The organism is Prevotella sp., assembly GCF_036570325.1.
In the GTDB taxonomy this organism is placed as follows: Bacteria; Bacteroidota; Bacteroidia; order Bacteroidales; family Bacteroidaceae; genus Prevotella.
The window spans coordinates 18,845-42,157 of sequence record NZ_DATCYK010000129.1 but is presented as its reverse complement, the minus strand read 5'-3'; the positions used below and the strand labels follow the sequence as shown (position 1 = coordinate 42,157).

Annotated in this window: 13 protein-coding genes; 5 read left to right on the top strand and 8 right to left on the bottom strand. The window is 51.3% G+C overall.

The window, feature by feature from the left end:
* Positions 1 to 119: 119 nt before the first annotated feature.
* Genes VIR50_RS11740 through VIR50_RS11720 form a run of 5 tightly spaced genes read left to right on the top strand, consistent with a single transcriptional unit; the run spans position 120 to position 5,408 of the window.
* Positions 120 to 1,172, top strand: coding sequence for a cyclically-permuted mutarotase family protein (locus tag VIR50_RS11740; RefSeq protein ID WP_331935299.1), 1,053 nt, complete (start codon positions 120 to 122; stop codon positions 1,170 to 1,172).
* Between the two features lie 31 nt (positions 1,173 to 1,203).
* Positions 1,204 to 2,442, top strand: a complete 1,239-nt coding sequence (locus tag VIR50_RS11735; protein WP_331935298.1) for an MFS transporter — start codon at positions 1,204 to 1,206, stop codon at positions 2,440 to 2,442.
* Positions 2,443 to 2,476: 34 nt separating this feature from the next.
* A complete protein-coding gene (locus tag VIR50_RS11730) occupies positions 2,477 to 3,394 on the top strand; it encodes a dihydrodipicolinate synthase family protein (RefSeq protein WP_331935297.1) in 918 nt (305 codons plus the stop codon).
* Between the two features lie 12 nt (positions 3,395 to 3,406).
* Positions 3,407 to 4,594 carry an AGE family epimerase/isomerase gene (locus VIR50_RS11725; RefSeq protein WP_331935296.1) on the top strand — a complete coding sequence of 396 codons (1,188 nt, stop codon included), beginning with the start codon at positions 3,407 to 3,409 and terminating at the stop codon, positions 4,592 to 4,594.
* A 37-nt stretch (positions 4,595 to 4,631) separates the two neighbouring features.
* Positions 4,632 to 5,408, top strand: a complete 777-nt coding sequence (locus VIR50_RS11720; protein ID WP_331935295.1) for a creatininase family protein — start codon at positions 4,632 to 4,634, stop codon at positions 5,406 to 5,408.
* 566 nt (positions 5,409 to 5,974) lie between these two features.
* Here the strand turns inward: VIR50_RS11720 and VIR50_RS11715 are convergent.
* From VIR50_RS11715 to VIR50_RS11680, 8 genes are all read right to left on the bottom strand, one after another.
* Complete coding sequence (locus VIR50_RS11715) at positions 5,975 to 6,763, bottom strand: hypothetical protein (protein WP_331935294.1); 789 nt, start codon at positions 6,761 to 6,763, stop codon at positions 5,975 to 5,977.
* 35 nt (positions 6,764 to 6,798) lie between these two features.
* Positions 6,799 to 8,337 (bottom strand): RagB/SusD family nutrient uptake outer membrane protein, encoded by a 1,539-nt coding sequence (locus VIR50_RS11710; RefSeq protein WP_331935293.1) that lies wholly within the window; start codon positions 8,335 to 8,337, stop codon positions 6,799 to 6,801.
* Between the two features lie 23 nt (positions 8,338 to 8,360).
* Positions 8,361 to 11,519 (bottom strand): SusC/RagA family TonB-linked outer membrane protein, encoded by a 3,159-nt coding sequence (locus VIR50_RS11705; RefSeq protein ID WP_331935292.1) that lies wholly within the window; start codon positions 11,517 to 11,519, stop codon positions 8,361 to 8,363.
* A gap of 653 nt (positions 11,520 to 12,172) precedes the next feature.
* Complete coding sequence (locus tag VIR50_RS11700; RefSeq protein ID WP_331935291.1) at positions 12,173 to 13,438, bottom strand: DUF4302 domain-containing protein; 1,266 nt, start codon at positions 13,436 to 13,438, stop codon at positions 12,173 to 12,175.
* A 10-nt stretch (positions 13,439 to 13,448) separates the two neighbouring features.
* Positions 13,449 to 14,378, bottom strand: coding sequence for a zinc-binding metallopeptidase (locus tag VIR50_RS11695; protein ID WP_331935290.1), 930 nt, complete (start codon positions 14,376 to 14,378; stop codon positions 13,449 to 13,451).
* A gap of 17 nt (positions 14,379 to 14,395) precedes the next feature.
* Entirely contained in the window at positions 14,396 to 15,949 is a 1,554-nt protein-coding gene (locus VIR50_RS11690; protein WP_331935289.1) for a RagB/SusD family nutrient uptake outer membrane protein, read from the bottom strand.
* 24 nt (positions 15,950 to 15,973) lie between these two features.
* Positions 15,974 to 19,285, bottom strand: coding sequence for a SusC/RagA family TonB-linked outer membrane protein (locus VIR50_RS11685; RefSeq protein ID WP_331935288.1), 3,312 nt, complete (start codon positions 19,283 to 19,285; stop codon positions 15,974 to 15,976).
* 797 nt (positions 19,286 to 20,082) lie between these two features.
* On the bottom strand, positions 20,083 to 23,307 hold the full coding sequence (locus VIR50_RS11680) for a S41 family peptidase (protein WP_331935300.1): 3,225 nt from the start codon (positions 23,305 to 23,307) through the stop codon (positions 20,083 to 20,085).
* Positions 23,308 to 23,313 lie beyond the last annotated feature (6 nt).

The window sequence follows — 23,313 nt, the reverse complement described above, 5'->3', positions numbered from 1 at the left end:
GGATGGCAACCTTTCAGCCGAGCCAACCTCGTAAACGGGGCCAACCTGCCCTGCAGCACCTTTAAACAACACATCAACTTATGAGGACTTTAACGAAAATAATACTTATATATATAATCATGAATGCTATTACGAATAGTTTAGAAGCCCATGCACAAGGCCCCGTGCTTACCTGCATGGAGCGAGTTTACGGCTTCCCGACCAACGAACCGGGTATCGACAAGGGTGTGTCCGCATGCTTTGCGGGCACTGCCAACGGCTTTCTGCTGATGGCGGGAGGCTGCAATTTCCCCGAAACTCCTGCTGCCGAAGGTGGTAAGAAGCGCTATTACAAAGGTATATACGCGGCTTCTTTGGCCGACAATACCGACTTACAATGGAAGCAGATAGGCTCCCTGCCCCACGAATGTGCCTACGGCGTCTCCATACAATTAGACAACGGACTGCTCTGTGTGGGCGGAAACAACCATGACAGCAGCCTTACTGACGCGTTCATCCTATCGGTCAACGACGGCAAGGCGGTCCTCCAACAACTTCCGTCCCTGCCTTTCGCCATGGATAACTTCACGGGTTGCCGCCGTGGAAACGAGATCATAGTGACCAATGGTAAAGATATTTGCACCCTGAACCTATGCCATCCCGAGGAAGGATGGTCACTCATACCCATCGCCGGCGGCACTGTATTGGGTCAACCGGTATGCGGCAGCGCCCAAGGCAGCTTCTACCTATGGGGTGGATGCACCGCCAAGAAGCCCGAACAGCCTACCACTTTACACATCGATGGCGACCGTTTTACCGACCTCACCGTAGGTTCCACGCCCGTAGAGTCGCCCTTCGACTATGATGGAAACGCCATTTACCTCGGTGGAGCCACAGCCATCAACCTCTCGGCCGATACCATCGTGGCCATCGGAGGTGTCAACAAGGACATTTTCCTCGACGCTGTGAACAACCCGAAGCCCGGCTATATGACCCATCCTATCGAATGGTATCGGTTTAATCCCTACATAAGCGTGTTTACCGAAGGCCGTTGGCACATCGCCGGAAAGAGCCAAGTAACGGCTCGGGCGGGCGCCGCGCTGGCTGTATTCGGCAACTATATATACATTATCGGGGGCGAATTGAAACCCGGCATACGCACCCCCGAGATTTATCGCATGACCATCAAATAACCCCATAACGACCAATCAGCAATTAAACCGTATGAAACTGAAAGAAAAAAACATATATCCTTGGATAGTAGTAGGCCTGCTTTGGGTCGTAGCTTTGCTCAATTATATGGACCGCCAAATGCTTTCCACCATGCAGGAAGCCATGAAGGCCGACATCAGCGAACTCAATCAGGCCGAGGCTTTCGGCGCTCTGATGGCCGTGTTCCTATGGGTTTACGGTATCGTTTCGCCCTTTGCCGGCGCCGTAGCCGACCGCATGAGCCGCAAATGGCTCGTGGTGGGCAGCTTGTTTGTGTGGTCTACCGTTACACTCTTGATGGGTTTCGCCACCAACTTCCATCAATTATACATCCTTCGCGGCATTATGGGTATCAGCGAGGCCCTCTATATACCCTCTGCCCTATCGCTTTTGGCCGATTGGCACCAAGATAAATCACGCTCATTGGCCATCGGTATCCACATGACGGGTATCTACGTGGGCCAAGCCATTGGTGGTTTTGGCGCCGTGGTGGCAGCCATGTTCTCATGGAACGAAACCTTCCACTGGTTCGGGGTTATCGGAATAGCCTATGCCCTCGTACTGGTGGTGCTGTTATATGAGAATCCCAAGCACGCCACAGCAGCCTCCTCGCCCACCGACGACCAAAAACGAGGTTCTATTTTCCAAGGTTTCGCGGCGATATTGGCCAACTGGGCCTTTTGGATTATACTGTTTTACTTCGCCGTACCCAGCCTTCCGGGATGGGCAATGAAGAACTGGTCGCCCACGCTTTTCGCCGAAAACCTGAGCATTCCCATGAGTAGCGCAGGCCCACTTTCGACCATTACCATCGCCGCTTCGTCATTTATCGGCGTCATCGTTGGCGGTTTGCTCTCCGACAAGTGGGTACGCATTAACTTGCGAGGCCGTATCTATACCAGCGCCATAGGCTTGGGACTCACCATTCCGTCACTCATCTTGCTGAGCTATGGCCACAGCATGACGGCCGTTGTGGGCGCCGGACTTCTTTTCGGCGTAGGTTACGGCATGTTCGACGCCAACAATATGCCCATACTTTGCCAGTTTATATCGCCTAAATACCGTGCCACGGCCTATGGTATCATGAATATGACCGGCGTATTTGCCGGCGCCGCCGTTACGCAAGTGTTTGGTAAATGGGCCGACGGAGGAAGTCTGGGCATGGGCTTCGCCCTCTTGGGTGGAATCGTAGCCGTGGCCTTGGTGCTCCAATTGGCCTTCCTGCGCCCCAAAACAGATAACATGGAATAAGAAACTTAACGAAAACTATAAAATAAAAACACTTATGGAAAAAATTATCGGACTTATTGACGCTCCGTTTACTCCCTTTTATGACAACGGAGAAATCAATCTCGAACCCATCGAGGCCTATGCCGCCATGCTGCAGAAGAATGGCCTCAAAGGCGTATTCATCAACGGATCATCGGGCGAAGGCTACATGCTTACCACCGAAGAGCGCAAGGCTTTGGCCGAGAAATGGGTCAGCGTGGCCCCCGAAGGCTTCAAAGTCATCGTCCATGTAGGTAGCTGCTGCCTCCACGACAGCGTGGAATTGGCCCGCCATGCCGAGCAAATCGGCGCTTGGGGCATAGGTGCCATGGCGCCACCGTTCCCCCGTATCGGCCGCATAGAGGAACTCGTGAAGTATTGCGAGCAAATAGCCGCAGCCGCACCGTCGCTTCCTTTCTACTATTATCATATCCCGGCGTTCAACGGAGCCTTCCTTCCGATGACCGAATTGCTTAAGGCCGTGGACGGCCGCATACCTAACTTTGCCGGTATAAAGTACACTTTCGAGAGCTTATATGAGTACAATCAGTGCCGACTTTACAAGAACGGCAAGTACGATATGCTCCATGGACAAGATGAAACCATCCTTCCGTCGCTGGCACAAGGCGGAGCCAAGGGCGGCATAGGTGGCACTACGAACTACAACGGTCGTGAACTGACGGCTATTATAGCAGCGTGGGAGCGTGGCGACTTGGAAGCCGCACGCGAACATCAGAACTTCGCGCAGGAAGTTATCAACGTTATCTGCCATTACCGTGGCAATATCGTGGGTGGAAAACGTATCATGAAGCTCATAGGTTTCGACCTCGGACCCAACCGTGTGCCCTTCCAAAACATGACCGATGAGGAAGAACAACGCATGAAAGCTGAGTTAGAAGCCATTGATTTCTTCAATCGTTGCAACCAATTCTAAACCTAACAGCACATGGACATTAAGCAATATCTTCACGACTGGGCCGCTTCTTACAAGAACGACCTTACCAATAACATTATGCCTTTCTGGTTACAGCATGGCTGGGACAGAGAGAATGGAGGCGTGTACACATGTCTTGACCGCGACGGATCGCTCATGGATACCACCAAATCAGTGTGGTTCCAAGGGCGCTTCGCCTTTGTGTGTGCCTTTGCCTATAACAATATAGAGCGCAATGAGCAATGGTTGGAGGCGGCGAAGTCTACCATCGACTTCTTCGAGAAGCACTGCTTCGACGCCGATGGGCACATGTATTTCTCCGTAACGGCCGACGGCCACCCCCTGAGAAAGCGCCGCTACGTATTCAGCGAAACCTTTGCCGCCATCGCCTTATCGGAATATGCCTTGGCCACGGGCGACATGAGCTACGCCAAACGGGCCATGCAAATATTCGAGGATACCCAGCGTTTCCTCGCCACACCGGGCTTCCTCGCTCCTAAGTTTGAGCCCGAGGTAGAGCTGCAAAGCCACTCTATCATCATGATTCTCATCAATGTGGGCAGCCGTTTGCGGGCTGTCATCGACGACCCGAAGCTCACCTGTCAGATCGATGACTCCATAGAGAAGCTCCGCAAGTACTTTATGCACCCCGAATTCAAGGCCCTTCTCGAAACCGTTGGCCCCAAAGGAGAGTTCATAGATACCAACATGGCCCGTGTCATCAACCCCGGCCACTGCATCGAAACGAGCTGGTTCCTCATGGAAGAGGCCCAAAACCGAGGATGGGACAAGCAGCTCCTCGAGACCGCCCTCACCATTTTCGACTGGTCATGGGACTGGGGTTGGGACAAGCAATATGGCGGAATCATTAACTTCCGCGACTGTCGCAACCTGCCATCGCAGGACTATTCGCAGGACATGAAGTTCTGGTGGCCGCAGTGCGAAACCATCATTGCCTCGCTCTATGCCTACTTGGGCACCGGCGACGTAGAATACCTATACCGTCATAGGCAGATAAGCGAGTGGACCTACACCCACTTCCCCGACGCTTGTCATGGCGAATGGTATGGCTATCTCCATCGTGACGGAACGGTGGCACAGCCCGCCAAAGGCAATATCTTCAAGGGTCCGTTCCATATTCCGCGCATGATGATAAAGTCGTACACCCTTTGCAACGACATTCTCAAGACTTTAGAATAAAGCCTTAACCCTAAAATCATAAAAAGAAAGCAGTAATATGAAACAAAGAGAACTCGACCTTTCCATAGCCACCTATGGCGCCGTGAAGGACCACCGCTACGATGTGGTCCTCCTGCCATGGGGAGCTACGGAGCCCCATAACCTGCATCTACCCTATCTTACCGACTGTATCTTGTCGCACGACATAGCCGTAGACGCGGCTCAAAAGGCCCTCGCGCTCCATAATACCCGCTGTATGGTCATGCCACCGGTAACGATGGGGTCGCAGAATCCGGGCCAACGTGAGCTCAATTTCTGCGTTCACGCCCGCTACGAAACCCAGCGTGCCATCCTCACCGACATCGTTTCGTCGCTCCATCACCAAGGATTTCGACGCCTTGTCATCATCAATGGCCACGGAGGAAACAACTTTAAGAACATGATTCGTGACCTCAGCGTAGACTATCCCGACTTTTTCATCGTTTGCGGAGAGTGGTTCAAGATGGCGCCGGCAGGCGATTTCTTCGATAATCCGGGCGATCATGCCGACGAGATAGAAACCTCTGCCATGATGTACTACCACCCCGAATGGGTCAATCTTGAGGAAGCGGGCCCCGGCATAGGCCATAATTTCACGATAAGCGCGCTGCGCCAAGGCCGTGTTTGGCTGCCCCGCCATTGGAATCTCGTATCGCCCGACGACACGGGCATAGGCAATCCGGCCCTCTCCACGGCCGAAAAGGGGCGCCGCTTTGCCGAGGCCGTCACCACGGCTTATGCCGAGTTCCTCCACCAACTGGCCCAAATCAATCGGCCGGAGGACCTATACGACTGATCTTTTTCATATAGATAAAACATGTATATATGATGTTTTCATGGTAACAGATAAAAAGAACGAAGATGAGGGAGCCTGCTGTGAAGCGGGCTCCCTTTTTAAATCTCGCCTCAAAAACTTAAATATTGTCAGCCAACATCAGACTAGTCAGACTAGTCGGACTAGTCGGACAGACTACAAAAACTAAAGTATCACTCAATAACCTCCGACCGGTCTTACCAGTCCGACTGGTCTTACCGGTCCTAAAAACCATCCCCCCGCCTTATCGCTGTCAGAAAACGGCTTTGCCAAAGCTGCCCTTTTACCGCACGAAAGCAGGCCTTTTAAGCGCTCAAAGCAGCCTTTTCATCGGCTCATAAGCCTGCTTTCATTATCTACTTATATACTCGTCACTTACAACCTTATAACCAACAACTCGTTAACTCGTCAACCAACAACTCGTCAACTCTAAACAAAAAAAGGAAGCCGGCTTCACAGCGGACTTCCCAAAATTAGAGAGAGAATTTGCGATTGGCCCCCGATGGGGCCAATCTATTAAATATTTCGTTTTATCGTCTCAGTCAGGTTTAAGGCAGAGTGATGACCTCATCTATCACGCCAAAGGAGTGACCGACACTTGCCAAGACATGTTCCAAGGAGAGGGTGAGGGTCTTTCCCTCGAGCGTTCCCTTACCGCTGACCGTCACGTCGCCATAAGTGCTGCTATAGTTCCAGCCGGCTTGCTTCTCCACAACAAAGGTGGTACCCGTTTTATCGGTAGCCTTCGCGATGATACTGAAGCCCTTGCCGAAGATGTCCTCAAACTTATAAACCTTCCATCCCTCGGAAGTAGCGGCCTCGTAGGCCTTCACCTTACCGATGGCACCATCGTTGAAGCCCGATTGATTGGTTACGGCGCCGAGGTCCTTCCAATCGAAATCGCAGGTAACCGATACGGTTACTTCCTTCACGGGCTTGCCTATGACAGTGTCGGCAGTGGCCACATCGGCGTCGCTCAATAAGAGTTTTACCGTGTAGGTCTTACCTTTCTCCATCCTGTCGGCCTTGAGTACGATAGAGGTCATCGACTTTCCGTCCTCATAAACGGCCGTGCCTTGGTTGGCGTCGGTAAACACTCTGTCGCTCATTTCCTTGAGCGTATAGTGTGCCGTGTAGGCTCCGGCAGCGCCAAAGCGGCTCAGTCCTACCACGATGTCGGTCGAAGCGGTGCTTACCGTTTGGCTGATGGCCTCCTGCATAAACGAGATGTTCGTGCCCGTAGGCTCATAAACGGTGCCTACATTATCCTTATCACACGACGTGAACAGCGCCATTGCCGCCATCATCACGCCCAATATGTAGTTATTTCTTTTCATTGTGATCGAATTTTAGTGCGTAAAATCAATGATGATTAGTCCATGGGATTTTGATCCTTCTCGGCATCCAATGCCTTGTTTCCATCAAATTCCGACTGCGGAATGGTCATAAGGAACAGATTACTGTCGGGGTTATCAATGCCCTTAACAATGCCTGCGCCGGGGTGGCCCTGCTCTGTTGTGCGGTAAACGCCCTGATGTAAGCGGCGCAAATCGTACAAGCGACCAAATTCTCCCCACAGTTCTATACGACGTTGGTTAACGATTTCCTCACGAAGTGAGCCCGTTGCAATCTTCGGATTGGTGGTTTCGGCCATTTTATTGCCCGTTTTGGTGCAGGTATAGTCGGCGTCACGGGTCTTCATATAGGCAATCAGCGTCGTTTGAGCGCCCTTATCGTCACCCAACATACACTGTGCCTCGGCCTTGATAAGGTGCATTTCCTCTATACGCATGAGCACATAGTCGCCTCCGAAAGTAGCAATGTTAGAGCATTTGAACTTCGTTTGCTGGTAACCATTGTCCTTATTCTCCTTCTCTTTTGGGTCCCACCATCCGCGACGGGCGTCATTTGCTCCCATCATAGCGTAGAGGTCCTTGTTGATTTGTATGCGAGCCGTGGCGCCATACTTACCCAACGCGGGGTCCATAAAGGTGTAGAAGCTGGCATATTGCTGCGTTTGATCGGGCACAATCTTGAGTCCCCACAGTACGTTTTTAGCCTCGGCGTTGTTCAAGCCACTGAAGTTGCTCACTCCGGTAACCTCAAGTCCCTCCTTGTTTGCCTCACTAATGGCGTTCTCGGCGTAGGTTTGAGCGTCTTTCCACTTCTCTTCGGCGAGGGCCACGCGGGCTGCCCAACCGTAAACTTCGGCCAATCCGAGGTGCGACTTGCTGTCACGGGTGGCCTTGGCCTTCTTCATTCGGTCTATGGCGGCAGCCAAGTCAGTGTCAATCTGCTTGTAAACCTCGGCGTTGGTAGCCCGGGGCTTACCCTTGGTTTCCTTTGTCGTAGGCTCCGTATAGATGGGTACGCAGGCCGCTTTATCGTTACCTACGAGGCGGGGAGCGTAGTATTGTGCCAAATAAAAGTAGCCCATGGCACGCAAAGCGTAAGCCTGACCAACGATATAGTTGCGTTCTGCCTCGTCACCTTGCATCGTTGCTTCCGACGCTATCAGGTAGTTTACGTTGGAAATGATGGTGTAAAAGTAGTTCCATGTACCGTAAGGACGACCTGCGTTGTGCGTATAGTCGCTCTTTACGTTGAACTGATAGTCGTACCAAAACCAGCCGCTACCCGACTTTTGTTGAATCATGTCCTCGCCCATGAGGTCGGCTACGTGGTTGAAAGACATGATACCGGTTTCCTCATGTTCCCATCCCGATGTATAACCGGTGGTATAGAGGAAGCGATAAACGCCGTTCAAAGAAGCTATAGCCTTAGAAGTGCTTGCCATCAAGGAGCCGGTATCCACCGAAGTAGTGGGCGAAGTTTCCAACAGGTCTTCGGAACAAGCGCTCATACCCAGCGCCAGTAAGCCTACAAAAGCGTATTTATATAATGATTTCATTGTCATATCCTTTCTTTAATTCGTTAGAAATTAACTTCCAAACCCAAAGTCCAAGTCTTGTTGGCAGCGTAAACATAGCTGGTACCACCGCTGAAATTATACTGCGGATCCATGCCGTCCATGTGTGTCCACAGCGCTACGTTGTCGGCAGAACAGAACACTCGCACGCCGTTAAGGCCGATGCGGCTGGTCAGGGTCTTAGGCAATGTATAGGTAAGGGTGATGTTCTTCACGCCGAAATAAGACGCGTTGACCAAGTAACGGTCGAGAATAATCGACTCGGGGTTGATCTGTGCGCGTGGTATATCGGTGAGATCGCCGGGCGCGCTCCATCTGCGGAGGCTGTTCTTATGTACCGCCTTGTCGAGATAAAGCAAGTTCATGGCGTTATAATACACATTATCGAGCACCTTACCGCCGATAGAATAGGTGGTAAGAATAGACAAATCAAAGTTCTTATAGGTAAGGTTGGTACCTATACTTCCGTAGAGATCGGGCATACGTGAGCCCATTTCGTAGCGGCTGTTCGTGGCCTTTGTACGGTTAGAAGTGATGTACTCCTTCGTTATGTTGCCATTTTCGTCCTTGTCGTAAGCCCAGAAGAGGGGTGCTCCGGTGGCCGGGTCAACGCCCGCGCTCTTGCTGATATAGAAGGTATAGATAGGCAATCCTTCCTTTATAATATAGCTACCGGTGAGCAATTCCTTAGATTCGTTGGTGAGCTTGGTCACCTTATTGCTGATGGTAGAGCCAATCCAAGTGATCGACCAGTTGAAATCCTTGGTGCGGATGGGCGTGCCCGTGAGTTCTATTTCCACACCGGTATTGCGCATGTTGCCCACGTTGGCGTCGTAACCACTAAATCCTGTGGAGACAGCCATGGGGTAAGAGAGCAGCATATCGGTGGTTTTACGATAGTAATACTCAACTGCGGCTTTCACACGGCCGTCGAAGAACGAGCCTTCGGCACCGATATTGAAGTTTCCATTCTTCTCCCATGTAATGCCGGCGTTCTCCAATGTGCTGAGCAAAGCACCCGTGGCGTTGGCATTGGGGTAAGAGGTTGACGACAAACCCTGCCACAAGTAGTAGCGCGGATCGCCCTCATCGTCGAGGATATTGTCGTTTCCTTGCTCTCCGTAGCTTGCTTTGACAGAGAGATTGTCTATCCATTTCACGTCTTTAAGGAAGTTCTCGTGCGACAATCTCCAGTTTCCACCCACTGACCAGAACGTTCCGGTGCGGTTATTGCGCTTGAAGCGTGAGGAAGAGTCGCGACGGAGAGAGGCCGAGAGATAGTACTTATCATCGTAATCGTAGTTGAAACGGCTCAGGTAAGAGTCGATACGATAGTCGTATGAGTAAGAGTCGCCATCCTTGAGGGTGGCACCCGGGCCCAGCTCCATCAAGCCACTCATCAGTCCGGAGCGGCGTGCCAAGAGGTATTTGTAGTTATATGCGTAGAACTCATGGCCCACAAGGAAGTCAAGACTGTGCTTACCGAAAGCACGGTTCCATGTAAGCAACTGGTTGAAGGTGTAGCTCTGGGTACGTCCCTCGTACTTGCTGAGCAATCCACCGGCCGTTGCCTGATTGCCATGTTCGTTGTTCATGTAGTCCGTATTGTTACGGTTGTTGTAGTCGAAACCGAAGTTCAAGGCAAACTTTACGCCCTTGAGCCATCCGAAACTGTCCTTGTCGCTACCAAAGACAAGGCCGCTACGCATGCCGGCAACGTCACGCAAGGCCTCGGTTTTGTCGAGCATAAGCATTCCCAGTGAGCTAAAATCGGCGAGAGAGCCCGGTCGTGCGTCGCCGTTAGCGTAGGGCTCACCCCAGTCATATTGAGCTACGCCATCCTTGTAGATGGTCTGTCCCTTGGCGTCTTTCTGATAAACGGGGAACAAGGGGTTGATAAATTGGGCGGTACTCCACACGTTTGAGGAGGTAGTTCCGGTGTAGTTGCTGAAGTTGGATATGGAATGACCCACGTTCAGGCCCACGTTGGCGCTGAACCAGTCGTTTACCTTTGACTCCACATTCACACGGGCGGTATAGCGTTGGAAGTTAGTTGTCTTCAAAGTACCGTCCTCATTGACGTAACCCAACGACATCATGTACTTCGTTCTGTCAGTTCCGCCATTGAGAGAAAGCTGATGTTCGTGGCGGAAAGCGTTCTTGTGCTCCACCGCGTCCATCCAGTTCTCGTCCCAAGCGGCCACGGCGTCGCTTCTCACTTGCTCGGTAGCGGGGTCGATAAGGGTATCCCAAGTATAGTTCTTAAAGGGGTTGTAGGTTTCGCCACCCAAGGTTTCGCCCAGCTTGGCACGGCCTTCGGCCTTGGCGTCTTCCCATGATTGGCCCTTGGAATAGGCTCCGTTGCGCAGCGCCTCATAGACATAGGCCACGTATTCTTTCTGATTGAGGTTCTGATAACGCTTCATGGCACGGTTCGACCAACCAAAGGTAGAGCGCCATGTCACTTGTGTCTTACCCTCGACACCACGCTTCGTGGTAATCATAACCACACCGTTGGCACCACGGGCACCATAAAGGGCACCGGCACTGGCGTCCTTCAATACGGTCATCGACTCGATGTCGGCAGGATTGATGTTACTCAAATTGCCGTCGAAAGGTATTCCGTCGACAACGATAAGCGGACTGTTAGAGGCGTTAATAGAGCCATAACCACGGATGTGGATGGAGGGTGACGAGCCCGGCTGGCCTGAACCCGAGGTCATCTGCACACCGCTGGCGTTACCCTCGAGGGCCTTTGTGGCCGAAGTTACGGGGCGCAGCTCAAGTTTTTTACTGTCGATGTTCTGGGCAGAACCCGTGAACGATGACTTCTTTGACGTACCGTAAGCCACAACCATTACTTCGTCGAGCACCTGATTGTCGGGTTCCAACACCACTTTCATGTTGCTCTTGGCTGTCAACACCACCGTTTTCATACCGATGTATGAGAACTGGAGGCGTGCACCGGCGGGAGCTGAAAGCGCAAAATGACCGTCGACATCAGTCACGGAGCCCGTGCTTGTGCCAACAATCTTGATGGCTGCGCCAATGATAGGGTCGCCATTCTCCGCGGATGTTACGGTACCACTAACTTGAGTTTGGGCCAATGCCATTCCTAAACTTAGGAATAAGCATGCCAGAAACATACTAAGTCTTTTTTCCATAAATCTCTCTCGTTAAATAATTAATATATAATGTTGATTCTATTCTCCCATGACGTGTATAAAAATACAACCACTATGTTACATCATTTTCACACAATCGTTTTGCAAAAATAACAAACCTAAATCAAATTTCCAATTATTTTATCATTTTTCTTTCAAATTAATACAAAATAAAAGCAAAAGAGTTAATTCGTGATTAATTAATTTATATTTATGCACTTTTAAGCTATAAAGTTGCAAAAGCAGCATTTTGGTCAGACCGGCGAGTGTTTTTGGTCGGACTAGTCGGACTGGTCAGACTGGTCAGACCGGTCAGACCGGTCGGAAGACCGCCTCAAAGCTGGCCTTTGAGGCGGTGAAAGGCCAGCTTTGAGCTGATAAAAGCAGCCCTTTGGCAAGGCCAAAAAGGGCTTTTGGCAAAACAAAAGTTGACGAGTTATCAGTTAACGAGTTAACAAGTTAATAGTAATAAAGCCGGCTATTCTGATAACTCGTCAACTTGCAACCAACAACTTGTCTACTCGTCAACTCGTTAACTTGTCTACTTATCCCTCCAAAGCACAATAGATAGCGGCCCGACATGTTGTGTCGGGCCGCTATCTATTTAGTTAGCAATGAGCCATCACCTAAGGATAGCCATGCCAATTAGCGCTTTAACCAAAAGGAGTGGGCTGTGGTCCCTTGTTGAAAACTATCTTCACGGTGGGATCAGCGACCGAAGTAAGGGTTATTTCAGTAGGCCGTTTGGGGTCGTTGGCTGTCACCTTGAAGGTTCCGGGATTACCCTTGGGAATGAAAGTATCGATTACGTAGTTCCAAAGCAGGTTCTCGTAGAAGTAGTCTCCATTGCCATTCGCGTCGCCCTTGACCTTTTCTTTAAACGTGATCGTCTCACCATCGACGATCTCATAGCCAATGCCTATCAAGCCCCAATACCTGCCCAATTGGAGCACGAGGCCGAAGTTACTGCCTACCTCGGGGTCGGTACCCAAGTAACAAGCGTTCACCGGGAAATTATTTTGGCCGTTGATGGCGGCTATTTGCTTCCACAATCTCATTTTACCAGCCGAGCTTTTCTCTACGTTTGGCGTCCACATACCACCTACAAACAGCTCGAGCAGCGGTGGGAAGAAGGGTGACAACTTCACCGTTTTATCGTTAGGATCAAGCCAATTTTCGTCCGCCGAGTAAGTAAAGCCCGTCACTAACTTGCCCTCAATGGTGACCGTGTCTTTCAGGTCGATACCCGTGGGCGTGTAGAGAACCGGATAACCCATGGTATTTCCTTCCTTATCGGTAACGCTCAGCACACGGTTGGCAAGCGTACAATCGAGCACTTCCTCGCCAAGGGTCAACTTAAAAAAGTCCGCGTCCATGGCTTCCATCGTCTTATTGACAGCCTCCAGATAGTCGGCCCACTTGGTTTCGGCCGGCATGGGGGTCATGACGATGCGACTGCCATGCTTCTTTCCCTCGAGCACCACGCTGTCGGCAGCGGCGCTAAGCACACGAAACTCGAAGTCGCCCTCGAAGCCTCGGCCCGCGATACCTACCTCGGCAATGGGATCAGAGAACATGTGCATGGCCTTGTTGTACTCATCAAAGCTCAACAAAGCACCCTGACTCTGAATAATTTGATAATGAGTGCCGTTGGCGGCGACGCCCTTGTCGTTGGCCACGTCTACCGTGTTGTCGGCCTTGAACTTGCAAAGCATGTTGTAACCACCGTATTGCTCATTGGCCACATACTGCATACGCCAGCCGTTGGGGGCCGCCACAAGTATGTCCTTATAGGACTTGAGGGCGTCGGCAACACGCTCCGAAGAAGACTTTTCAAAGATGTCGTCAACCTCGTTCTTGCACGACGAGAGGACCATCATCGCTGTCAGGAGCAACAGCAAGCTATATATCTTTTTCATAAATCTATCCTTATTTTAATGTTTTTAAATCGAGTGAGGCTGCCTCGGCTGAGCGACGGAGCACTATCTCACGCAGTTTGTCGATGTCAACGCCCCAACTGTTTTGGAAATAATTGCGAAGAATGTCGAGCTTCTGTAGGATAGCGTCGCGACCGTAGGTGTCCTCTCCGTCCACGCCGGCTTCCAAAATCTGTTGCCACATGGCGTCGGTGCTGGTGACATAGGTCGAATATATCTCGGCAAAGTCTTCATTATACTCGCTGCTGGCGTAGCCTGTGACGAAGCCTTGCTTGGCCGCATCGGGGTCGTCGAGGTTCACCCAACCCGTGGAAGTGAACTTACCGGCCGATACCTGACGGAATTCCGTGGAGTAATCTATCAACTGTGTGAGGATGTGACAGAACTCATGGTGCATTACATGGAAGTAACGTTTGTTGAGATCGATGGGCTCCTGCCACGTATTACGGTAGGGATTCTTGGTCTCAATGTAGATATTGTCGAGGTCGAGCGCGTTCACTTGGAACAGCGTTACTTGTATTCCACCCTCGGCCGTACCCAAAACCACGCTGCCTTGTGAGGGGTTGTACTCGCCCGAACCTATCATCTGGAACACCCGGAAGCAATGGCTCTTGAGAAACTTCTCGCCCATCAGCTCGTTGTAAGCGTCGAGCCAAACGTGCTTAATGAGGATGGCCAAGGCCTTGGAGTTGGTCAGGTCGGCCGGAATCACGTTGTAAGTGCGGTTCGACAGATTATCGTTGTAGCGATAATTAAACTCTATATTGTAAGGCTCGATGTAGTTTTTCATCAGCCAATTGTCAAACTCCGACCGCTGGGGCGCCTTGGTATCAAAGATAGAAGTGGAGCTTACGTCGTCATTTCCACAAGCGGTGGCCATTGACATTACCACAACGAGGAGCAATAATTTAATGTATTTCATATTGATTCCTTTCTTTTTTATTTGTTACGGGGGTTAGGCTGCAAACCGGCTGTCGTGACATCCTCCGGCAATTGGAGGGCACCGCGCAGGTCACCGGCCTTGAACTCCAACGTAGGTTCACCGTCGAGCATGTGGCATATCTCGAGACCATAACGCTTAACGTCTTGGAATCGCAGGCCCTGCATCCATGTCTCGATACGGCGCAGTTGCAGAATGGCGTGGATAAGGTTGGTCATCGTGCCCTTGGCTACCGTGAATCCTTGCGGATGGAGGGGCTTCTTAATGCCTCGGTCACTATCGCTCTTGAGCAATGCGGGTACCTCCGGCAATTCATCCATAAAGCTATTGATGATGGCTTCGGTCATTACGGGGCGTTTTCGAGTCTTTTTTGAGTCGAGGAAAGGACTTGCGTGTGAGTCGAGGAAATAGTTAATATCCCTCAACGCAGCGGCGAAATTACCCTTCAAAGCCTCAGCCTCGGCCCTTACGAGCAGGGTCTCGTCGGCTGTGAACACGGCGTCCACGATACGGAACCAACCCGTTCCGGCCACCTTATCCTTGTATTCTACCTGATAATCTATCTTGGGATAGCGTACCCACTCGTTGCTTCCGAATAGGCGTTGACCCTCATAGGTAATGCCCCAAGGCATATCTGCGCCGAAAGTTTCTGCATTCAAGATGACTGAATTATGGCCATAACGCTGCAGAGAAGGGTGCATCGACATCGCGCCATGTATGGAAACCGCCGTCATAAGCATAAGGTTGGCGTTCTCACCGGCATTGATGTAGCGGGCCTTAACGTCGTCGGCATTACTATACTCCATGTAAGTTCCCACTTTACGGAGCATGGCCGATGGGTCCTCTCCTATGGCCTCGGTAGCGTACTTGATAGCTTTGTCGTAGTTATGGTAGTACAAATTGAAGCGCGCGGCAAAGGCATAAGCGGCCCGACGATTGAAATGATACTTCGGAGTCTTAAGATGTGAGTCGGAAACGTTGGGCAACGCGGCCTCAATATCGGCGTTGATATTGGCATAAAGCTCCGAAAGCGTACCGCGCTCGTTGACAGATACGCCGCTCACTTTAGGATATGGCAAGCCCAAATAGGTCTTGGCCTTCGTAGAATCGTAAGCCATGCAGAAGGCATTTGACAGCCTGAACATTGAGAAAGCACGACAAAGAAGCGCTTCGGCCTCCAAATCTTTCGTGTCCTTATCGGTAACCTTCGGCAAATCGGTAAGCACTTGGTTGGCCACTCCTATGGCCGCATAGGTATCATTCCATATATCACGGGGGTCATCGCTCTCCAATGTGGTAACATCTTTCCAACGATATGCCATGTCTTGGTTCTGTTCGGCAGAATAGCCACGACCGTTATCCGTCACGTTATCGGAGCTCAATTCCATCAAAAAGTCAGGAGAAACGTCCGGATAAGCCTTAACCAACAGCAAAGCGGCCTTCTCATGGGTGTTCACCTCCGCACGATCATCGGGCAGTTTATCCAAATAATCGTTGCAGGAAGACAGCGCCAGCGCGCCAAAGGCTAACAGCAAAATATTTAATTTCTTCATATTGATATGTCTTCAATTAATGTTTTAAAGTCCTATTCTCAAAGTCATGGTAAACTGACGAGCCATTGGCACGGCCACACCACCGGTGTTGAAGAACTCGGGATCTTGTCCGTTGAGTTTCTTATCGGAGTAAATGAGGAAAAGGTTGGTGGCCTGCAACTTCAGGTTCATGTTGCTCAAAGAGAGCGCGCTCACCCATTTGCGGGGGAAATCATAGGCCAATGATATTTCCTTCATGCGGATAAAGTCGCCTTTGGCCACACGGTCGGTCGAGAGGTTATAGGCATTGTAAGCGTTGTCTATCTGTAAATCGTTCTGCAAGGTACGCAAGTCGGCGATGGCAGGAATGCTTGTCCGAAGCTCATCTCCCGACACTGACCAACGGTTCTTGAAGTCTTTGGGCATGGCGGTGAGGTCATTGTAGTGACCGTCGAAGGCCGGGTCAAGACGTACTTTGTTACCAAAGGCGTAAGTGGCGAATATGTTCAGGTGCCATCCTTTGTAGCTGAAGGTGTTGCCGAGTGAGCCGGTGACGGTGGGATCGGTAGGACCTTCGTAAATCAAATAATCGAGTGTACGCGATTGGAAGTTAATTTCGCTGGTAACGAGTTTGCCCGCTTCATTGATGCTCATGGGGATACCATCCTGATTCAAGCCCTTGAAGTCCATGGAATAGAGGGCACGATAGGGGTCGCCTTCACGTGTAAAGCCGGTTCCACTGATCATTCCGAAGATGTCCATACGGTTATCCAACTTAGTAACCTTGGTCTTCACGTGAGAGAAGATGAAGTCGGTGTTCCACTGGAAGTCTTTTGTCATGATGTTCTTACTTGAGATACCAAACTCCTCACCGGTAGATTTCATACTGGCGATATTGGCAAACTCCACAATCTGACCTTTGGTACCATTGGTCGTACGTGGGCCTATGAGGTCGTAGTTATTACGTGTGTACCAGTCGAAAGTCAGGTTAATACGGTTATCGAGGAAGCCTAAGTCCAAACCGAGGTTGAGCTCATGCTTCTTCTCATAGGTAAGGTCGGGGTTGGCAAAGTCACGGATGCGGAGCGCAGCCTCTTTGTCTGAGGCGAACGGACGCCAAATGTTGGTGCTCTCGATGATTACCTGCGAATTGGTCACGGCGGGCTTGTCACCGGTCAATGAGTAAGAAGCACGCAACGTAGCGTGGGTAAGCACGTTCTTGAAAGCGCTGTTGAACCACGGCTCCTCATGCGCGTTCCACGCTCCGGAGACGTTCCATGTAGGCAGCCAACGGGCACTGCGGGCCTTACCTAAGCGGTTGCTACCCTCGTAACGACCCGTAACGTTGGCCGAGTAACGGCCCTTCCATGAGTAGTTAGCGGTGCCGAAGAACGACACGTCACGGTTATACGTGTTGGAAAGGTTGTAATATTCGCCATTCTCTTCTACCAACTGCTTGAAGAAATGATAGTCATAAGAACCGAGCAAGCCCATGTCGTACTGCACGCCAACGGCGTTGTAGAACGTGCGGAAGCGGTCGGTGTTATTGATTTCCATACCTCCGTAGAAGTTCACGATGTGGTCTTCGTTGTACACATCGTTATAACTGGCGGTGGCACGGAAGTCCCAACTGTTCATCTTATACTTGGTCTCACGCTGGAAACCTCCCTTCTCAAGCACGGAGAACTTCTGCGAGTTGAGCTGATCGGGGTCTTGGTAGAGCCATGGGTTGGCGTCGCGGATGGTGGCGTCGCTCATTGAGCGGTAGGCCATAGCGAAGTTAGACTTGTCACGTATCTGATGATTCTGCACGGTGTTGGAGAACTTATAGGCGCCCAACACAGCCAGTTCAACCTTGGTAATGGGCTTATACTTCAGTTCGGCCTGCACTCTGAGATCGAGAACGTCGAAGTCCATGTAGTTGTTAGCCAGCTCATGATGAATGTTAAAGGGCGCGTAGTTCTTGGTATAGAACACGTTGGGGTCGAGCGCACGTGACGAGTTGATGGCATAGGAGTAAGGGTTGATGTCGAAATCGCGGGTTACTTCGCCCGAAACGGCGTCGCTCTTCTGGCTCGTTGTGCCCGGTGCACGCTGCTTGCGATAAGAAGTATTACCGATAAGGTTGAGCGTTACCTTCTTACTTATGTTGTAGTTGGCGTTGACGCTGTAGGTATAGCGCTGCACTTTGCTCTGCTCGCTCCATCCGGGGTCGTTCATGAAAGAGAACGAAGTGTAGTATTGGGCCTTCTCGGTACCGCTCTGCATACTGATAGAGTGGTTCATGGAAATAGCGTTGCTGAAGAGTTCGCCAAACCAGTCCGTATTTCTCATTTCGGCCTCACGCAGGTATGCGTTCATGGCCTCGGGCGTATTGGCCAATCCAAACTTGCCCGTGGCGGGGTTAAAGGTATTCATCAACTGATACATACGGCCATACACACCGCTGCCCGAGGCACGGAGGGTGCGTCCGAAGCTGATAAGACCGGCGCCATACATTTCTTTATAGATTCCCATTTGCTCTTGCGAGTTCATGATATTGAACTGGCTGTAGCTTGGTTTGAGGCGCATGGTAAATTCACCGGTGTAGCTGATGCGTGACGAACCGGCCTTTCCCTTCTTCGTCGTTACGACAATCACACCACCCATGGCCCGCGCTCCATAGATAGAGGTGGCCGAACCGTCCTTCAATATCTGGAAACTCTCGATGTCATCGGAGTTAAGTCCGGCGATGGCTGATGAGATAAGGGTTGACGCGTCGCCCGAGGAAAGCTCGTCGGCGCTCACTTCCGTCACGTCTTCCATGATGACTCCGTCGACCACCCACAGCGGTTTGGAGCTACCATAGATAGACGTCGCGCCACGAACACGAATCTTGGGCGCCGTACCAAAGGTACCGCTGACGTTCTGAACTGACACACCGGCCACACGACCTTCGAGCGCACGGCTCACGTCGGGCACACCGTCGAGCTTCGATTTGGCTGCGTCGAGCTTCGAGGCCGCACCTGAGAAGAGGCGCTTGTCCATCTTCTGCATACCCGTAACGACCACTTCGTTGAGCGTTTGGTTATCGGGACGCAACACGATACGCATTTTACCCGCCTTGGCAACGACCTCCTGCGTCTTCATACCAATGTATGAAACGACAAGGCGTGCATTGCTCTGAACTGAAAACTGGAATTCTCCGTCCATGTTCGTGATGGTTCCAACTGACGAACCTTTCACTTTGACAGAGGCTCCGATAACGGGTTCATTGTCTTCGGCTGAGACTACAACACCCGTGACTTGCATTTGGGCCATGGCCATTCCAAAACTTAGGAAGAGACAAGCCAAAAACAGCGACAGTCTTTTTTTCATAGGAAATTCTCTCTTGTAGTTAAATTTATAATATATAAAGTAAAATATCTTTCTCTCACTGAAGCTATCAAGCCATCGTCCGCCCACGCGGAGGTAAAGATTTTGACCTACAAAAACAGTTGAAGCAGCCAAACGATTAACTTTTTCTGATTTGTTTATACAGCCAAATATTGTATTTCGAGTTGCAAATGTAATGCTTTAAAACTAAATATCCAACAAAATATTAAAGAAAAATAAGAAATTATAGAAAATAAAGGCTAAAATATAACAAAACATAAGTTTACTTCTCATTTAGTCGTTATTTAAGCCTTAATGGGTCGAGGGGCGGGCATTATGCCGGCATTGTTAATCGTTAACCAAATGAAAACTTAGCAAACAAATCAATTTTTGTAAAAAATAAGGAGTGAATATTAACACTTTTTCAGGACGCCAATTAGAAAACAAGAAGGCCGAAACGGCCGACAACCCACCCTACATCAAATCAACAACCACCTCTCGACGACCCTTTCATCCTCCCAACTCCCCACCCCTACAACACAACAGTGGCCCTTTGACCCGCTCATCGCAATATACTTGCGGGGTCAAAGAGCCACTACCACGTCATAAAAAGCCCCCTTTCACAAGGTCAAAGCACTGCTTTCAGCGCGCCACAACGGGACTTTAATGGGCCTAATTAAATCTAAGCGAATGATTATCAAGTAAATACAAAACCATTGATAAAATCGCACAAGTCCATGCCAAAGCGCTTTTGGCTGCGAAAAACGCAAGGAAACGAGGGGTTCATGTAAAGATTTTTCCTACTTCATCATTTCCTCCACGGCCCGCTCGAGCTGGCGGTCGCGACCCGAAAGATAGTCCTCGGGCGTGTTATATACCTCGATGTCGGGGTGCAACGTGTTGTTCTCGCCATACATGCCCTGCATATCCATGCAGCCAACCTGCGGTATGCCGAAGACCATTTGGCTGTCGAGAAGCGTTTCCCACCAAACGGCGGTCATCGTACCGGCCACGGGGGCGCCGATAAGTTTGCCCAAACCCAAGGCTTTATACACGAAAGGGAACCCGTGACCGTTAGAATAATCGTCCTCGCAAATGAGCACACAACTGGGCTTTACCCACTTATTCCAAGGGTCCCAACCTATGAATCGGCCCCGGGGCATGAAGCTCTGATACTGCTTGCCGCCGAGAAGGGTACAAAGATCGTCGTGGAGCCAGCCACCGCCATTATGGCGCTCGTCCACGATAACGGCCTTCTTTTGGCGGTTGCTGTCGGACAGCAGTTCGCTGAAGACGGTGCGGAAGCTCTCCGAGTTCATCTCTTTCACATGCACATAAGCCAACTGACCACCCGACAACTTGTCGACCATGGCCCTATTGCGCTCCACCCATCGGCGGTAAAGAAGGTCATCCTGACGGCCCTTGGTGATGGGTCGGATGATGACGTCACGGTCCTTGCCCCCGCTCTTGAGGCTGATACGGACCGGTTTGCCGGCCTTTCCGTCGAGCATGTGGTTGTAGTCCCGACCGGCCAAAATCCTTTCGCCGTCGATAGCCGTGATGATGTCGCCACGCTTGACCTTCGTATCGCGCACGGCGAAGGGGCCCCGTCGGATGACCTCACTTATCTTCAGGCCGTCGCCGGTGTAGCTTTCGTCGAAGAAAAGGCCCAAGGCCGCCGTGCGAAGCGACGCTCCCGAGGGGTAGAAACGGGCGCCGGTATGCGACGCGTTGAGCTCGCCCAACAGCTCGGAGAGCATTTCGCCAAAGTCGTAACGGTTATTTATATAAGGTAGGAAGCGCTCGTAGGTTTGCTTGTAGCCGTCCCAATCTACGCCGTGGAGCTTGCTATCGTAGAACTTATCCTTTACTTGTTGCCACACGTGGTTGAACAAATAGGCCCGCTCGGCGTAGGGACGGTAATTAAACCGGGCCTCGAAGCCCACGGAGGAAACGGCTTTGGAGCCCACGTCAAACTTGTTAATGGTGCCGTTGAAGAGGTAAATGCTCTTGAAATCCTTATCGGCTATCAGTCCGCCACGGCCTATGTTCTTGGCCACAATCTCGGTTTTGCCCTCACGAAGACTGTGTTTCCACAAGTCGCCACGGCCCTCGAAGCTCGTGAGATAGTAGAAAGCGTCGCCCTCTTTGTTGAGAAGACAATCGCCCAAGTGCGAGGAGTTCACCGTAAGCCGCACAACGCGGTCGCGACAGTTGTCGAGGTCGAGCTGCAAAGGCTCGGTCTTTTCAGGCTTCACGGCGTTGGGGTTCTTTTTCTTTTCCTTGGCGTTCTTGGCCTCTTCCTTAGCTTTCTTCTCGCTCTCTTTCTTCTCCGCGTCGCTCGTTTCTTTCCATCGGGCATACTCTTCCTTGCTCATGCGGAAGCGCTCGTAGGCATCAAGGTCGAAGAACATGATGTAAGCGTCGGACTCGGCGCCCCATGAGCCGTGGCTGCGGTAGCCTGCCCGGTCGCTCTCAAACACCATGGCCTTGCCCCCGAGCACCCATTTGGCGTTGCCATCGTTGTAACCGCTGTTGGTAAGATTGCGAATTTCGCCCTTTCCATCGGCACTCACGAGGGCCACATCGCTGTTATTCCAGCCACCGGTACCGATATATGAGGCCAGTAACCATCGAGAATCGGGGCTCCAACTGAACCATTGGTCGCCGTCGCTGTAGCTAAACATGAACTTACCTTCCATGAGGGTACGCAGTTGATGGGTCTTTACGTCGACCGCCCGCAGCGTAGTTCGGTCCTCAAGGTAGGCCACGCTCTTGCCGTCGGGGCTGTAAACGGGTTGGAAACTGGTCTTATCAGACTTCACGAGCTGCTCTTCCACTATCTCAGAAGCATAGGTAAAGAGGTCGTCTTTCTTATTCTTGATGGTTGATTGGTAAATTTGCCAAAGGCCATTGCGCTCCGCCGCATAAACCAAACCGCGCCCGTCGGGGGCAAAATCCACGCTGCGCTCCTGCTCGGGCGTGTCGGTTATCTGGCGGGTGGTGGCATATTCCACGGACGTAACGTAAACATCGCCCCGCAAAACGAAAGCTATCTCCTTGCCGTTGGGCGAAAGGGCTATCTCCGTAGCGCCGCTGCGAAGGGTTTGCCGTTGCAGGTCGACATCGTTGCGGTCGGCCACAATACTCACCGAAACACGCTGGGGCTGCTGTCCCTCACGCAGGGTATAAAGCTCACCATCGTAGCCAAAACTCAAGATTCCATCGGTAGAACGGGTTAAAAAGCGCACGGGATTGCCCTTGAAATGGGTGAGCTGTTGCTTGGCCGTGCCCGAGAGATTATTTCGATACACGTTAAACGTGCCGTCTTCCTCGCTTAAATAATAATAGGTATCGCCCTCTCCCCACACCGGATTGCGATTTTCACCGATGAAATGGCTTAATTTCGTGTATTTACCAGCACGCTTCAGCCATATAGACCGGCAGATAGGCGAGGTATGATGCTTGCGCCATGGGTCTTCGTAACCTTTCAAGTCATGGTACAATATGTCACCCATCGGGCCGACACTAAGGCCCGGCATGGAGATTTCGGAGAAGACCGTGGGACGACATCCCTCACGAGTCTCGACTTGAAACACCCGACTGAACGTATTATCGGGGAAGATAATGCTCGTAGGTGACAGCATACCCGTGGCTTCAAAAAGCACATGGTCGTTGTCGAGGAAGGCCAACGGCGTTTCCTTTCCGCTGTCGGTGGTCAGTCGAAGGGGCGCTCCGCCCGTTTTATTGATAAGAAACACGTCGATACTTCCTTCACGGGCCGATGAAAAGGCGAGTTTTTCGCCATTCGGACTCCATACGGGATAGGAATCGTAGGCGGCGTTCGAGGTAAGCTGAAGGGCTTGACCACCGGTTACGGGCACCGTATAGAGGTCGCCTTTGTAGGAAAAAGCAATGGTCTTTCCGTCGGGTGAGATGGCCGAATGGCGCATCCAAAGCGGTCGCGATTGGGCCGCGGCACCCAAGGAAAGCAGACTGACAAGAACGGTAAGCCCCATACGCATGGATAG